Origin of the sequence: Paractinoplanes atraurantiacus, from assembly GCF_900215205.1 — a bacterium.
Lineage (GTDB): Bacteria > Actinomycetota > Actinomycetes > Mycobacteriales > Micromonosporaceae > Actinoplanes > Actinoplanes atraurantiacus.
The window spans coordinates 95,750-110,420 of the sequence record NZ_OBDY01000024.1 but is presented as its reverse complement, the minus strand read 5'-3'; the positions used below and the strand labels follow the sequence as shown (position 1 = coordinate 110,420).

Below are 14,671 nucleotides of genomic sequence, written 5' to 3'. Positions count from 1 at the left end.
CTAGGCTCCTCGTTCGGCCTGGCGCAGCCCGCGGTACCAGGCCAGGGTTCGGTGCTCGACCAGGCGGAACAGCCCGGACAGGGCGACGCCGATCAGGCCGAGCAGGATGATGCCGGTCCACATCTGCGGGATGGCGAAGCCCCGCTGGAACTGCACGATGGCGGCGCCGAGGCCGCGGTCGGCCCCGAACAGCTCGCTGATCACCATGAGGATCACGCCGATCGACAGCGCCTGCCGGGCGCCGGTGACGATCCGCGGGCTGGCCCCGCGCAGCACCACGTGCCACAGCGTCGCCACCCGGCCGAACCGGTAGGAGCGGGCGGTGTCGCGCAGCACCTCGTCGAGGGAGCGCACTCCCTCGATGGTGTTGAGCAGGACGGGCCACACGCAGCCGAGCGCGATCGTGATGATCTTCGAGGTCCAGCCGGTGTATCCGGCGAACAGCGCGATGACCGGGACGAGCACCGGCGGCGGCACCGCGCGCAAGAACTCCAGCAGCGGCTCGCTGAGCTCTCGGAGCGTGCGCGACGACCCGATGGCCACGCCGAGCGCGACCCCGGCCACGACCGCGGCGAGGTAGCCGATCGCGAGCCGGGCCAGGCTGGGCAGGACGTCGTTGACCAGCGGGTCGGCCGTCCACGTGCGCGGGAAGGCCTCGACGATCGTGCGCAGCGGCGGCCAGAAGAAGCTGGTGCTGCCGGCCGACGCCACCCACCAGGCGGCGATGAGGACCACGGGCAGAGCCAGAGCCGGCAGTACGCGTCTCACAGATCCCTCCTGACTGAGGTGTGCCATCGCAAAGCGCGCTTCTCGACCGCCCGCGCGAGCACGTTGACGAGCACGCCAATGACCCCCACGACCAACACGAGGGCGTACGTCTCGGCGACGGCGCCGGAGCTCTGCGCCAGCCCGATCGACCGGCCCAGCCCGGGCACGCCGATGATGAGCTCGGCGGTGATCTCGAGGATCAGGGCGACCGAGGCCGCGAGGCGGAAACCCGTGACGACGTACGGCATCGCGGTCGGCCAGACGACGGTCCGCACGATCGCGCGCCGCGAGAAGCGGTACGACCGGGCGGTGTCCCGCACGACCGGGTCGACGTCGGCCACGCCGTACAGCACCTGCACCAGCACCTGCCAGAACGAGGCGTAGACGACCAGCACGAGCGCCGACGGCATCTCGCTGCCGTAGATGAGCACGACCAGCGGAATGAGTGCGACCGACGGGATCGGGCGCAGGAACTCGATGGTCGAGGCGGTCAGCGCCCGCAGCAGCGGGACGCTGCCGACCACCACGCCGGCGGCGATGCCGGCGGCCATGGCGATCGCGAGGCCGAGCGCCCACCCGCGCAACGTCTGCCCGGTGGCGGTCCAGAAGGCGGCGGTCGTCGCCTGCTCGGCGAGCGAGCGGACCATCGCGCTGAACGGTGGCAGGAACCGGCTGTCCACTATGCCCAGACGGGGGAGCAGCTCGAGAAGGGCGACGGCGGCGGCGAGGCCGAGGAGTCCGAGGGAGACCGGCCGGGCCGAGGCCCGGCCGGGAAGGCTGACGACCGTCACGGAAGCAGCGTCCCGAGGTCCGGCTGCTTGGTGATGAGGCCGTCCTTGAGGGCCAGGTCCGACAGCACCTGCACGGAGTCCTTGTCGACGGTGCCCGGCCACTTCGGCAGCACCAGGCTCTTCTGCACCGCGGGGTCGATCTTCGTGTAGTCGTTGAGGACCGCCCGCGCCTCGTCGCCGTGGCTCGACGCGTACTCGAGCGACTTGGTCATGGCGGCCGTGAACTTCTTGGCCACCTCGGGGTTCTTGTCGAGGAACTGCTGCGAGCCGAAGTACATGCCGACCATGAGGTCGGGATCGGTGCCCGCGTAGTTGGAGACGACCTGGCGGTCGCCCTGGCCGGTGGCGATGGTCAGGAACGGCTCGACCACCTGGCCGGCGTCGACGTCGCCCTTGGCCACGGCGGCGGCGATGTCGGGGAAGCCGAGCTCCACGTATTTGATGGTCGCGGGGTCGCCGCCGGCGTCGCGTACCACCTTGTTGATGGTCGTGGTGTTGATGTTCTTCAGGGTGTTGACGGCGATGCGCTTGCCGGCGAGGTCGGCCGCGGTCGTGATCGGGCTGTCCTTCTTGACGATGACGGCGCCGAAGTCCTTGTCGGCCTCGCCGGTGGAGGCGACGCCGGCCGTGACCACCTTCAGCGGCAGGCCCTGCGAGGAGGCCAACAGCAGCGAGGTGGTGTTGCTGAAGCCGAACTGGAACTGGCCGCTGACGACGCCGGGCACGATGGCGGCGCCGCCCTGCGCGGTCTCGAGCGTGACCTCCAGGCCCTCCTCTTTGAAGAAGCCCTGTTTGACGCCCAGGTAAATCGGCGCGACGTCGACGATGGGGATGACGCCGACCTTGAGCGCGGTGGTGCCGTCGGAAGAAGTGGCGGCGTCCCCGCCGTCGCCACCGCACGCGGCGGTCGCGAACAGGGCGGAGGCGATGACTATGGCGAATGAACGGCGGAGCATGAAGTCCTCCAAGAAGCCGACGAAGCGGGCCGACGCCGCGGACGTTACCCATATTGTCAACAATTTGGAAGACAATCTTGACTACGTTCTTCACGAGCCGTAGACATGGCTGCAACGAAGGAGGCACGAGTGGCATCGCATTACGTCGTCCGGAACGTGAGCCGGGCCGAACCCGCGACCATCGAGGCCCTGCGCGACGCGGGAGTGGCCACAGTGCACGAGGCGGCCGGCCGCATCGGCCTGCTGGGCCCGGCGATCCAGGCCCGCCAGCAGGGGCCGGCGATCGCCGGCTCGGCCATCACCGTCTCCTGCCACCCCGGCGACAACCTGATGATCCACGCGGCCGTCGAGGTCTGCCGCCCCGGCGACGTCCTGGTCGTGACCACGACCTCCCCGTCGACCGACGGCATGTTCGGCGACCTGCTGGCCACGTCGTTGATGGCGCGCGGCGTCGTGGGTCTGGTCATTGACGCGGGTGTACGGGACATCGCCACGTTGCGTGAGATCGGCTTCCCGGTCTGGTCGCGGGCCGTCCACGCGCAGGGCACTGTGAAGGCCAGCCCCGGCTCGGTGAACGTGCCGGTGGTGGCCGACGGCCAGCTCGTACACCCGGGCGACATCATCGTCGCCGACGACGACGGCGTGCTCGCCCTGCCGATCGCCCAAGGCGCGGCAACCGTCGAAGCCGCCCGCAAGCGGCTGGCCAACGAGGAGGCCAAGCGCAAGACCCTGGCCGAGGGAACGCTGGGCGTCGACCTCTACCACCTGCGCCCTCTTCTCGCCGAGCTCGGCGTCGAGTACGTGGACGACCTCCCGTGACCGCCGGCGTCCAGCGCCGTTCAGCCGCGCGCTCGAATGTGAACGAGCGCGCGCGAACGCGCAGTCAGTGCGCACGATGGGTGAGGGGGCACCGTCGTGACGTCTGACGGCATTCGCTGCATGCAGATGCGTGGGGGCAGTTCCAAGGGCGCCTACTTCCTCGCTTCGGACCTCCCGGCGGATCCGGCGGAGCGCGACGATCTGCTGCTGCGCGTCATGGGGTCGCCCGACGAGCGGCAGATCGACGGGATCGGGGGCGGGCATCCGCTGACGAGCAAGGTCGCGGTGGTCGGGCCCTCGGCGTCACCGGACGCCGACGTCGACTATCTCTTCCTGCAAGTGGTGCCGGACAAGGCGATCGTCACGGACGCGCAGACGTGCGGCAATCTGCTCGCCGGCGTCGGTCCGTTCGCCATCGAGCGCGGGCTGGTGGCCGCGGCGGGGGAGACCACCACCGTGCGGATCCGCATCATGAACCCCACGGTCAGCCTCGCCGAAGCGACAGTGCGAACGCCCGCCGGCCAAGTCGAGTACGACGGCGACACCGTGATGGCCGGTACGCCGTTCCCCGCGGCCCCGATCGACATCGCCTTTCCCGGCGGCGACGCCCCGCTCTTCCCCACCGGCGAGGTGGTCGACGTCTTCGCCGGCGTCGGGGCGACCGCGGTCGACGCCGGCATGCCCGTGGTGCTCGTCCGCGCGGCGGATCTGGGCCTCGACGGCGACGAACCGCCCGAGAAGCTCGAGGCCGACGACGCCCTGCGAGCCAAGGTCGAGGCGATCCGGCTGGAGGCGGGCCGGGCCATGGGGCTCGGCGACGTCCGCGACACGACCGTCCCGAAAATCAGCATCATTTCCCGCGCTCGCATGGACGGAACTGTTCATACGCGCACGTTCATCCCTCATCGTGTGCACGCGGCGATCGGTGTCCTCGGTGCGGTGTCGGTGGCCGCCGCCCTGCGCGCGCGGGGTGAGGCGAGCGATCGCCTGGTGCGCGTCGAGCACCCGAGCGGCTACTTCGACGCGTACGTCGATCTCGAAGGTGAAGGGCCGCAGGCCCGTCTGGTGCGCAGCAGCGTGTTGCGCACCGCGCGCAAGTTGTCCGACGGCCTGGTGTGGCCGCGCAGCGGAAAGGCAATCGGATGAGCGTCACGCATGACCCGGACCGGCGCCGGGACATCGCCCATGTGGGGCCGATCGAGCTGCGCACGGCGGTGCTGGAGGAGTCGCGCGACTTCTTCGTCGACGTCATGGGCCTGCGCGAGGTGCACCGCGACGCTTCCTCGATCTACTTGCACACATGGGATGACTACCAGTCCTGGACGATCCGGCTTGTCCGAAATGCCGACGCCGGAATCGGGCGCACCTATCTGCGGGCGGCGAGTCCGCAGGCTCTTGATCGCCTGCGTATCGCCGTGAAAGCCGGCAAATCGACCTCAGACGTCCCCGGTCTGGGTGAGGTCCACCTGTTCGAAGATCCCGACGGCCACGAGATGGGCCTGTACTGGGACGTCGACTGGTACGAGTCCGATAGATCCGACGAACCGGCACTGAAGAATCAGGCGGCCAAGTACCCCGGCCGCGGCGCCAACCTGCGCCGGCTCGACCATGTGAACTACCTGACCGCGAACGTGCGGGAAACGAGCACGTTTCTGAGCGAAACGCTCGGCGCCCGCTGCACGGAACAGATCGTCAAGGACGACGGCCAGCCGCAGGCCATCTGGTACTCGCTCGGCAACAAGACGTACGACCTCGTCTACACCGAGGACTGGACCGGCCGCAGCGGCCGCCTGCACCACGTCGCCTTCGCCACCGACACGCGCGAGGAGATCCTGCGCGCCGCCGACGTCTGCCTCGACGCCGGCGTCCACATCGAGACCGGTCCCCACAAACACGCCATTCAGCAGACCTTCTTCCTGTACGTCTGGGAGCCCGGCGGCAACCGCATCGAGATCTGCAACGCCGGCGCGCGCCTCATCCTCGCCCCCGACTGGCGCACCATCAGCTGGACCCGCGAGGAGCGCGCCAAGGGTCAGGCCTGGGGCCTCAAGACCATCGACACCTTCCACACCCACGGCACCCCGGTCGTGCCCGTCGAGGAGGACTCCGAGTGATCATCGACTGTCACGGCCACTACACCACCGCCCCGGCCGCGCACACGGCTTGGCGCACGCAGCAGCAGGAGGCGTTCAAGACCGGGGGCCGCACACCCGCGTACCCCCGAATCTCCGATGACGAGATCCGCGAATCCGTTGAGGGAAGCCAACTCCGGCTCATGGCCGAACGCGGCGTCGACCTGACCGTCTTCTCCCCGCGCGCCTCCGCGATGGGCCACCACTTCGGCGACGAGGCGGTCAGCCGGGCCTGGACGACCGCCTGCAACGACCTCATCGCCCGGGTCACCACGCTCTACCCCGGCCGTTTCGCCGGCGTCGGCCAGCTCCCGCAGTCGCCCGGCGTGCCCATCGCCCGCTCGGTGGCCGAGCTGCGCCGCTGCGTCGAGGACCTCGGCTTCATCGGCTGCAACCTCAACCCCGACCCGAGCGGCGGCCACTGGACCTCGGCGCCGCTCACCGACGAGTCGTGGTACCCGCTCTACGAGGCGATGGTGGAGCTCGACGTGCCCGCGATGGTGCACGTGTCGGCGGTGACGAACACCAACTTCCACGCCACCGGCTCGCACTACCTGAACGCCGACACGACCGCGTTCATGCAGTTCCTGCAGTCGGACCTGTTCCAGCGCTTCCCCGGCCTGCGGTTCATCATCCCGCACGGCGGGGGAGCGGTCCCGTATCACTGGGGACGTTTCCGCGGCCTGGCCGACATGCTCGGCCGGCCGCCGCTCGGCGAGACCGTCATGGGCAACGTCTTCTTCGACACGTGCGTCTATCACCAGCCCGGCATCGACCTCCTCTTCAAGGTGATCGGTGTTGACAACATCCTCTTCGGATCGGAGATGGTGGGTGCTGTGCGAGGCATCGACCCCGAGACCGGCCAGTACTTCGACGACACGCGCCGTTACGTGGACGCGCTCGGCCTTTCCGGCGAGGACCGCTTCAAGGTTTACGAAGGCAACGCCCACCGTGTCTTCCCGCGGCTCTCCGTTCCCCGCGACTCATCGTCTCGCACAGAGTAGGTGAAGCCCATGCGCCGTCCGTCCTCCCTCCTGCTGGCCATCGTCCTCGTGGCCGCCTCCGCCTTCGCGTTCACCGCCGACACTCAACCCCGGATCAATTGCGCGGAGTTACGCGACGTCGACCTGAGCCGGGCCACCGACGCCCCGGTCACCATCACGTCGGCCACCGTCGTCGGCGCCAACTGCGAGGTACGGGGCACCATCGCCCCCGCCAACACGATCGTGGCCCGGCTGCCGCTCAAGGACTGGACCCAGCGCTACGTGCAGACCGGCTGCGGCGGCCTCTGCGGCAGCGCGAACATCAACTACGGCCAGGCCGCCGGCTGCGAGCCCGTCGTCAACGGCGAAGTCGCCAGCGCCACCACCGACATGGGCCACCAGGGCCAGAACGACGGCTCCTGGGCCGCCGGCAATCCCCAGGCACAAATCGATTTCGCCTACCGCGGCGTGCACGTGACCGCGCAGACCGCCAAGGCGCTCATCAAAGCCTTCTACGGCAAGGCGCCCCGCTACTCGTACTTCACCGGCTGCTCCGACGGCGGCCGCGAAGCCCTGATGGAGGCCCAGCGCTACCCGGCGACTTCGACGGCATCGCCGCCGGGGCACCCGCCAACAACATGGCCGTGCAGAACACCTTCCACCACGCGTGGAACGTGCTGGCCAACAAGGACGCCAACGGCGACTACATCCTGCTGGCCGACAAGCTGCCCCTCATCCACACCGCAGTGCTCGCGGCCTGCGACGGCCTCGACGGGCTTTCCGACGGCCTGATCGACGACCCTCGTCGGTGCCACTTCAACCCCTCGACACTGGTCTGCGACAACCCGGCCACGTGTCTGTCCCCGGCGGAGGCCGCGGTCGTCCGCAAGCTGCACGACGGCGCCACCGACTCCCGCGGCAACCGCTTGGAGCCGTACATCTCCCACGAATGGGGTTCCGAGCTCGAATGGACCCTGTTCGTGCCCACCGCCCAGGGCCAGACGGTGGCGAGCGAGAACTTCGCCCTGTCGTACCTGCGGTACCTGGCCCAGCCGAACAACCCGCGCCCCGCCTACAAGCTGACCGACCTGAAGCTCACCGTCGAGTCGTTCTGGAAGACCGTGATGCCGTCATCGTCGTACATGGCGGCCCTGGACCCTGACCTGAGCGCCTTCAAGCGCAGCGGCGGCAAGCTGATCCTGTGGCACGGCTGGAACGACCAGCACATCTCCCCGCAGGGCACGCTCATCTACTACGACGCCCTGCGAAGGACGGTCAAGGACGCCGACAGCTTCGCCAAGCTCTACATGTTCCCCGGCCTGGCCCACTGCGCAGGCGGCGAGGGCCCCAACAGCTTCGACGTCCTCACGCCGGTCATGAACTGGGTGGAGTCGGGCCACCAGCCCAACCGCATCGTCGCCACCGGCGCCGCCCGCACCCGCCCGGTCTTCCCTTATCCGGTCGTGGCCCGCTACGACGGCACCGGAAGCACCGACGACGCTTCGAACTTCATCGCCTCCACCCCGCGCAACCCCGTCCGCACCGACGCGAAGTGGGTCGGCCAGAGCCTCTACTCCTCCCAATACCAGGCCTGGCCCCGCGCAAAGAACGGCAAACTCGTCCTCACACCTCAACCCAGTCCACCCGCGGCGACAGCTCGCCGCACTCAATGAAGAAACGGGCCGCTTCGACGGCCTCCTCGGCCGATACCGTGGCGGACGCCGGGAACTCTGACCAGTGCCCGAAGTAGAAGAAGACCACGGCTTCGCCGTCCTGGGACCGTGACGACCCTCGGCTGCTGAAGTAGGGCGGATTCTTTGACGCTCCCACGTAACTCAGGACCGAGATCTCTCGCCCGAGGCCGACGAGAAGTGAATCGCCGTTCTCATGCACGACCTCGGCGATCAACGGCCGACGGCCGGCATCGCCCTCCGCTTCGGCCGGCGCCCATCGGAGCTCCTCGTCACAGGTGACGACCATTCCCGGATCGTCACTCCGCCAGGCGATCCTCGCGCGCAAGGCAACTCCTCCGTCGTCGCCGGCTTCCGGGCGGAGGCTACCGGCCGGAAGCCGGCGACATCGAGTCTCACGGTTGGAGGTTTTCGAGGTCGTCGAGCAGGCTCGGGTGCTTCGGCTCCCAGCCGAGGGCCTCGCGGGTGTGTGCGCTGGACGCCGGCTGGTCCATGGCGAAGATGGGGCCGAACGGGCCGAACGCCGACTCGGGGACCGACTCGACCGGCAGGCCCAGGCGGCGGCCCACGACGGCGGCGATGTCGCGGACCGCGTCGCCCTCGTCGGCCACCGCCTGCCAGGCCGTGCCGGCCGGGGCCGATTCGAGGGCCAGGCGGAACAGGACTGCCGCGTCGAGGGCGTGCACGGCCGGCCACCGCTGGGCGCCGTCGCCCGGGTAGCCGGCGATGCCGGTGCGGCGGGCGGCGTCGGTCAGGAGGCCCGCGAAGCCGCCCTGGCCGTTGTTGTGGACCGTGCGCGGCATGCGTACGGACGTGGCCCGGACGCCCTGCGAGGCCAGCGCCAGCAACGCGTTCACCGAACGGCCCCGGGCGCCCACCGGGCCGTCCGTCGGGACCGGGTCGGCCTCGGTCGACGGCCGGCCCGGCACCCACGGCGTGCCGGAGACGGTGACGAGCGGGCGCCCGCTGCCGATCAGCGAGGAGCCCAGGGCGGCCATCGCGGCGCTCTCCTCGGCGATGGAGGCGACCAGGGCCTCCGGGGTGCCGTAGTCGCGCCCGAAGGCCAGGCTGATGACGCCGTCGGCCCGCGCGGCGCCCGCGCGCAGGACGTCGAGGTCGGCCAGGCCGCCGCGCAGCACCTCGGCTCCGGCGTCGGTGAGGATCCGCTCCGAGCTGTCCGAGCGGGCCAGCGCGAGAACGGTGTGGCCGTTGGCGAGCAGCTCGGCGACCACGGCCGACCCGATGGTGCCGGTGCCGCCGGTGACAAAGACGTGCATGGGGTGCTCCTGACGAAGTGATGGGACCTGTGTCCCATCACCGTAGCGCGTGATGGGACCATTGTCCCGTCGCCTATGATGGACCTCATGGCGCGATGGCAACCGGAGACGACGCAGCGGCTGGTCGTCGCGGCCGTCGACCTGTTCACCGAGCAGGGATACGACGCCACCACCGTGGCCCAGATCGCCGAGCGGGCCGGAGTCACCAAGAGCACCTTCTTCCGGCACTTCTCCGACAAGCGCGAGCTGCTCGTCGCCGGCCAGGAGACCTTGTCCACGCTGCTGGCCGAGGGCATCACCGACGCCCCGCCCGAAGCCGGCCCGCTCGACGCGGTCGCGGCCGGCCTCGCCCGCGCGTCGAGCGCGATGGGCCCGGCCAACCGCGAGCTGGGCCCCCGCCTGAAAGCCGCCGTGGCCGCCAGCACCGAGCTCCAGGAGCGCGACGCCCTCAAAAGCGTGGGCCTGGCCGCCGCCATGTCGGGCGCCCTGGCCGGCCGGGGCGTGCCGGAACCGGTCGCTCAGGTCGCCGCCGAGTTGGGGGTCCTGGCCTTCAAGCGCGGCTACGCCCGGTGGTCCGAGGGCGACCGCGACGACGGGCAGGGCCTGGCGCCGTACGCCCTGACCGCCCTGACCGAACTGCGTGCGGCCACCGCGTCGCTGAGCTGATGCCCTGGTACCGCGGCGACTGCCATGTCCACTCGGAGCGTTCCCACGCCGGCGAGCTGACCCCCGGCGAGCTCGTGACGGCGGCGCGGGCGGCCGGGCTCGACTTCATCGCCGTCACCGAGCACAACACCTCGCAGACCCATGAGCACTTCCAGGCGTACGGCGAAGAAGATCTGCTCGTGGTCCTCGGCCAAGAGGTGGTCACCGATCGCGGGCATTGGCTCGCGCTCGGTCTGGGTCTCGGTGAGGAAGTCGACGGCCCGGACCAGGTCCATCGCGGCGGTGGGCTGTGCGTGGTCGCCCACCCGTTCGCGCCTTACCCGTCCGGCACCTTCCGGCATGCGCTCGACGGCTTCGACGCGGTCGAGGTGTGGAACGGCCGGTGGAGCTCGGATCTGCCCTGGAACGCCGACAACGAGGCGGCCCTGGCCCGGTGGGCGGCCGATCTGGCCCACGGCCGGTGGCGGCCCGCGATCGGCAACAGCGACGTTCATCTGAAAGACCAGATCGGCACACCCCATTCGGTCGTACGGGCTGAGCAGCTCAGCACGGACGCGGTGCTCGCCGGCCTTCGCGAGGGTCATTGCTGGATCGCCGAGTCGGCCGCCGTCGAGCTGTCTTTCACCATCACCGCCGGCGACTGTCGGGCCGAGGTCGGTGATCGCCTGGAAACGGGCGGCCGGACGGTTCTGGTGAGCGCCGAGGTGCGCGGCGTCCCGGATGCGGAGGTCACCTTTCACACCGATCGCGGCCGGACCTCAGGAGGGGCGAGATGGTCGACCAGCGCGGCGGAGTCGGCGTTCGTGCGGGTCGAGGTGCGTCACCCCGGCGGGCGGATGGCGGCGCTCACCAACCCAATTTTTCTCAGTGCCGGAAGTAGTTCGACATCAGGTCGGTGACGAACTGGGGCTGCTTGACGTCGGCCGGGGTGAACTCTTGCATCGCCGGCTTCAGGTCGATGACCGGGGTGCCGGTGACCGCGTCGAGGCCCACCACGGTCAGCTCGCGGCCGTTGACCGACTCGATGGCGCAGGTGGTCACGCCGATCCGGTTGGGGCGGCGCGGACCGCGGGTGACGAAGATGCCGACCGGTGGGAGGTCGGCCCGGCCGCGGTACGGGCGCGGCTCGCGGTAGTCGTCGAGCTCCTCCAACTGGTCGAAGACGAACAGGACCTCCACGTGGGAGAAGCCCTCCAAGCCCTGCAGGCACGCGTCGCCGAAGCGCTCGTCGACCGTGATCGTGCTGCGGACCGCGCCCCAGTAGTCGGAGTTCTGCACGTCCGTCCGCTCGTTGCGGACCGTGCCGATCGGGGTGACCTCGAAGCTGACCATGGCCCGAGATTACCGGCGCCCACCGAAGGTCCAGGGATGAACCTCGATCTTCTCGTACGATCCGGTCGCCGCGAACAGATCCCGTACGGCCGAAGGCTCGTCGAACTCGCCGATGACCGCCGCGCCCTCCCAGTCCTCGGTGTTCTCCGAGAGCAGTCGCCCGTACGCGATGAGCCGCTCCCGGTCGAGGGTGGGCTCGGTGCCGGGCCAGTCCATCAGCGGCTTGGCGTGCGCGAGGATCAGATGGCGCGGGCGTTCCTCGTCCCGGCCCGGGAAGTCCCACATCGTCCGGCCCAGCAGGTCGACGTAGCGCCGGACGAGAACATGGCGGTAGACCCCGGCCAGGTAGTTGGGTTCCTCGTACGCGAAGACCCGCGCCGTCGCGGCGTCCGGCAGGTCGACGATGTGGACGCTGCCGGTCGCCCCTTCGCCGTCCTCGGTGAGCGTGGGACCCCGCGCGATCATTCCCTCGGCGAACCGGTCCATGAAGGCCCAGTGCTCCTCGACGAGCTGCCACCGCAACTCCTGGGCGCCGTCACGGTCCCGGCAGTAGAAGAAGTAGTCCACCCGAGGAGGGTCCCACGCCCGCGCGACGGGTCAGCGGAAGGCGTCGATGTTCCGCTCCGCCCAGGCCGCGAACGGCCGCGGCGACCGGCCCAGCACCGCGGCGACGTCCGGGCTGATCCGCTGCTCCTGTTCGGTCGGCGTGCCCAGGATGGCCAGCGTGCCCTCGACCACCGGCGGCGGCATGAATCGCAGCATCTGTTCGCGGGCCTCGCCGGGCGTCTGTTCGACGAATGCGACGGGCTCGCCGAGCGCGCCCGCGAGATCGGCGGCCCGGTCCCGCGGCGTGCTCAGCGCCGGGCCGGTCAGCTCGTACGTGCGGCCGTCGTGCGAGCCGTCGCGCAGGACCACGCCCGCCACTTCCGCGATGTCGTCCGGGTCGACCACCGGAAGGCCGACGTCACCGAACGGCGCGGCCACCGCCCGCCCGGCCCGGATCGACTCGGCCCAGGCGAACGCGTTGGAGGCGAACCCGCCGGGGCGCAGGATCGTCCAGCCGAGCCCGGACCGGCGTACGAGATCCTCGATGGCGCGCAGAGGCTCGTGCGAAGCCCGGAGGCCCACCGCTTGGGAGGACTGCAGCACGACCCGCTTCACGCCGGCGGCCGTGACGGCCCGCAGGATCGCGGGCATGTCGAGATGCGCCCCGGCGCCCTCCACGATCAGGTACACGGCTTCGGCACCGTCGAGCGGCAGGCTGTCCGGCCGCTCGAGGTCCGCGCGGTGATGGCGAACCCCGTGCGGCACGGAGGCGGGACGGCGCCCCCGGGACACCGCCGTCACCTCGGCCCCCGACGCCGCGAGAAGAGACGTTAGCGTGGAGCCGACATTTCCGGTCGCTCCGACCACGACGAACATATTCGTTCCCCCATTCAGTTGAGGAAACGCTAATGGCGCCGACATATTGGTTACCTAGAGGAAAGTGACGGAGGGCACGTGGAACGCTCACCGAATCCCGAGCTGGCATGCCCGGTGGCGCCGGTCGTCGACATCGTCTTCAGCCGCTGGACGACGCCCATTCTTTGGGCCCTGCACGAGTACGGCCGGCAGCGCTTCGGCGAGCTGGAACGCCTGCTGCCCACCATCACGCCGAAGGTGCTCACCCAGCGTCTGCGCCAGCTCGAACGCGACGGCCTCGTGGCCCGCACGTACCACGCCGAGATGCCACCCCGGGCCGAGTACGAGATCACCCCGCTCGGCGCCAGCCTCGGCCCCCTCTTCGCCCAACTGGCCACCTGGGCCGACACCGGCCTGCCCGAGGTGGAACGGGCCCGGCAGGCCTACGACAGCCACTGATCGCGGCCTTCATCCGCGCCGGGTGAGGTGCCCTGGGCGTACGCCGGGAACGCTCGTGACGTGAGCGCGACAAGCGAACCGGTCGTGGCGCCGCCGTTCACTCATCGGCGCGAGTTCTGGGTCCTCATCGCGTACGCGGTCGTCCTCGGGGTCTTCGGCGCGTTCGCCGGCCTGGTCTTCGTCGGCGCGACCGAGGCCGGTGGCAAGTGGTACGACGGCACGGATCCGCATTGGTTCGGCGGGTCCTGGTGGTGGATCGCGGTCACCGCGGGGGCCGGGGCGGCGGTCGGGCTGCTGCGGCGGCTCGCCCGGCTGCCCGAGCAACTGCCGGGGCTGATCGCCGACCTCCAGGAGGAGCACGTCGACGCGAAGCTGGTGCCCGGCGTCGTCGCCGTGTCGGCGGTGTCGCTGATCGGCGGGGCCAGCCTCGGGCCGGAGAAGGCCCTGGGCTCCATCGGCGGCGGGGCGGGTGGCTGGGCGTCGCGGCGGCGGGGGCTGAGCGACGATGACGTACGCCTGAGCACGCTGTCCGGGTTCGCCGGGGCGTACGGCGGACTGTTCTCCAGCACGGTGATCGTGGTGGCCATGATCATGGAGATCGCCCGGCCCGGCGGGCAGCGGTACGTCAAGGCCCTTCTCGGTACGATCGTCGCCTCGAGCGTCTCGTTCGGCGTCTACTTCGTCATCGCCGGATCGGTCTTCCTGGACGCCTACCAGGTGCCGCAATACGAGTTCAAAGACTGGCTGATGCTCGCCGCGGTGGCCCTGGGTCTGTTCGCGGCTTTTGTGGTCACGTTGATGGGCCTGATCGTCAAGGCCGCGGCGGCGCTGTTCGCCCGGCTGAAGGTGCCGGCCGTGGTGAAGCCGGCCCTGGGCGGTGCCGTTTTCGGGCTCGTCGGCGTGGCGCTGCCGCTGACCATGTTCACCGGCAGCGATCAGCTCGACACCGTGCTCGGCGACGCCGCGAGCCTGGGCCTCGGGCTGCTCATCGTCGTGCCGATCGCGAAGATGCTCACCTTCGCGGTGAGCCAGGCCAGCGGCTTCGTGGGCGGCCCGATCTTCCCGGCCCTGTTCGTCGGTGGAGCGGCCGGGGTGCTGGTCCACCAGGTGATCCCGGAGGTGCCGCTCGGGCTGGCGTTCACCTGTCTGCTCGCCGCCGTGCCGGGCGGGGTCGTGGCCGCGCCGTTCTCGATGGTGCTGCTGGCCGCGTTCATGACGCAGATCGGTGCGCTGCAGACCGCGCCCATTCTGATCGCCGTCATCACGTCATTCCTCACGATGAAAGGCGTCGAATACCTCGTCGCCCGCAAGAAACGAGCCGAGACATGAACAAAAAAGAATTCTTGCCGTACGTCGCCGTGATCGTCCTGGCGGTGGCCTTGGGCATTCTCCTGTT

General features: G+C 70.1%; 16 protein-coding genes and 1 pseudogene. 9 read left to right on the top strand and 8 right to left on the bottom strand.

What is annotated here, in order from left to right:
- The 3 genes from CRP55_RS37805 to CRP55_RS37795 are packed head-to-tail and all read right to left on the bottom strand — an operon-like array spanning nucleotide 1 to nucleotide 2,515.
- Nucleotides 1–768, bottom strand: a complete 768-nt coding sequence (locus CRP55_RS37805; RefSeq protein WP_245923633.1) for an ABC transporter permease — start codon at nucleotides 766–768, stop codon at nucleotides 1–3.
- On the bottom strand, nucleotides 765–1,559 hold the full coding sequence (locus CRP55_RS37800) for an ABC transporter permease (protein ID WP_097326798.1): 795 nt from the start codon (nucleotides 1,557–1,559) through the stop codon (nucleotides 765–767). The genes CRP55_RS37805 and CRP55_RS37800 overlap by 4 nt, the downstream gene beginning before the upstream one ends.
- Nucleotides 1,556–2,515 carry an ABC transporter substrate-binding protein gene (locus tag CRP55_RS37795; protein ID WP_097326855.1) on the bottom strand — a complete coding sequence of 320 codons (960 nt, stop codon included), beginning with the start codon at nucleotides 2,513–2,515 and terminating at the stop codon, nucleotides 1,556–1,558. The genes CRP55_RS37800 and CRP55_RS37795 overlap by 4 nt, the downstream gene beginning before the upstream one ends.
- A 129-nt stretch (nucleotides 2,516–2,644) precedes the next feature.
- Between CRP55_RS37795 and CRP55_RS37790 the strand changes: the two genes are divergently transcribed.
- From CRP55_RS37790 to CRP55_RS56360, 5 genes and pseudogenes are all read left to right on the top strand, one after another.
- Nucleotides 2,645–3,334 (top strand): 4-carboxy-4-hydroxy-2-oxoadipate aldolase/oxaloacetate decarboxylase, encoded by a 690-nt coding sequence (locus CRP55_RS37790; protein WP_245923632.1) that lies wholly within the window; start codon nucleotides 2,645–2,647, stop codon nucleotides 3,332–3,334.
- 120 nt (nucleotides 3,335–3,454) lie between these two features.
- Nucleotides 3,455–4,480 (top strand): PrpF domain-containing protein, encoded by a 1,026-nt coding sequence (locus CRP55_RS37785; RefSeq protein ID WP_097326796.1) that lies wholly within the window; start codon nucleotides 3,455–3,457, stop codon nucleotides 4,478–4,480.
- Entirely contained in the window at nucleotides 4,477–5,448 is a 972-nt protein-coding gene (locus CRP55_RS37780; RefSeq protein ID WP_097326795.1) for a VOC family protein, read from the top strand. Before CRP55_RS37785 ends, CRP55_RS37780 begins: the two co-directional genes overlap by 4 nt.
- A complete protein-coding gene (locus CRP55_RS37775; protein ID WP_097326794.1) occupies nucleotides 5,445–6,470 on the top strand; it encodes an amidohydrolase family protein in 1,026 nt (341 codons plus the stop codon). The genes CRP55_RS37780 and CRP55_RS37775 overlap by 4 nt, the downstream gene beginning before the upstream one ends.
- A 9-nt stretch (nucleotides 6,471–6,479) precedes the next feature.
- Nucleotides 6,480–8,122 (top strand): annotated as a pseudogene (locus tag CRP55_RS56360) (tannase/feruloyl esterase family alpha/beta hydrolase).
- Here the strand turns inward: CRP55_RS56360 and CRP55_RS37765 are convergent.
- Both CRP55_RS37765 and CRP55_RS37760 read right to left on the bottom strand, forming a co-directional pair.
- Nucleotides 8,073–8,468 (bottom strand): Imm1 family immunity protein, encoded by a 396-nt coding sequence (locus tag CRP55_RS37765; protein WP_143235205.1) that lies wholly within the window; start codon nucleotides 8,466–8,468, stop codon nucleotides 8,073–8,075. The pseudogene CRP55_RS56360 and the gene CRP55_RS37765 sit on opposite strands and share 50 nt — an antisense overlap.
- 67 nt (nucleotides 8,469–8,535) lie before the next feature.
- Nucleotides 8,536–9,417: an SDR family oxidoreductase gene (locus CRP55_RS37760; RefSeq protein ID WP_097326792.1), complete on the bottom strand. Its 882-nt coding sequence runs from the start codon at nucleotides 9,415–9,417 to the stop codon at nucleotides 8,536–8,538.
- Nucleotides 9,418–9,504: 87 nt separating this feature from the next.
- On the opposite strand from CRP55_RS37760, the gene CRP55_RS37755 reads away from it, so the two are divergent.
- On the top strand, nucleotides 9,505–10,083 hold the full coding sequence (locus tag CRP55_RS37755) for a TetR/AcrR family transcriptional regulator (RefSeq protein ID WP_097326854.1): 579 nt from the start codon (nucleotides 9,505–9,507) through the stop codon (nucleotides 10,081–10,083).
- Nucleotides 10,083–10,982, top strand: coding sequence for a CehA/McbA family metallohydrolase (locus CRP55_RS37750; RefSeq protein WP_097326791.1), 900 nt, complete (start codon nucleotides 10,083–10,085; stop codon nucleotides 10,980–10,982). Before CRP55_RS37755 ends, CRP55_RS37750 begins: the two co-directional genes overlap by 1 nt.
- On the opposite strand, the gene CRP55_RS37745 is transcribed toward CRP55_RS37750, so the two are convergent.
- The 3 genes from CRP55_RS37745 to CRP55_RS37735 are packed head-to-tail and all read right to left on the bottom strand — an operon-like array spanning nucleotide 10,948 to nucleotide 12,837.
- A complete protein-coding gene (locus tag CRP55_RS37745; RefSeq protein ID WP_097326790.1) occupies nucleotides 10,948–11,415 on the bottom strand; it encodes an SAM-dependent methyltransferase in 468 nt (155 codons plus the stop codon). The genes CRP55_RS37750 and CRP55_RS37745 overlap by 35 nt on opposite strands.
- A 9-nt stretch (nucleotides 11,416–11,424) precedes the next feature.
- Nucleotides 11,425–11,982 carry a YciI family protein gene (locus tag CRP55_RS37740; protein ID WP_097326789.1) on the bottom strand — a complete coding sequence of 186 codons (558 nt, stop codon included), beginning with the start codon at nucleotides 11,980–11,982 and terminating at the stop codon, nucleotides 11,425–11,427.
- A gap of 30 nt (nucleotides 11,983–12,012) precedes the next feature.
- Complete coding sequence (locus CRP55_RS37735; protein WP_097326788.1) at nucleotides 12,013–12,837, bottom strand: NAD(P)H-binding protein; 825 nt, start codon at nucleotides 12,835–12,837, stop codon at nucleotides 12,013–12,015.
- Between the two features lie 78 nt (nucleotides 12,838–12,915).
- Between CRP55_RS37735 and CRP55_RS37730 the strand changes: the two genes are divergently transcribed.
- Nucleotides 12,916–13,275: a winged helix-turn-helix transcriptional regulator gene (locus CRP55_RS37730; RefSeq protein WP_097326787.1), complete on the top strand. Its 360-nt coding sequence runs from the start codon at nucleotides 12,916–12,918 to the stop codon at nucleotides 13,273–13,275.
- Between the two features lie 60 nt (nucleotides 13,276–13,335).
- Entirely contained in the window at nucleotides 13,336–14,604 is a 1,269-nt protein-coding gene (locus CRP55_RS37725) for a chloride channel protein (RefSeq protein ID WP_179855499.1), read from the top strand.
- Nucleotides 14,605–14,671 lie beyond the last annotated feature (67 nt).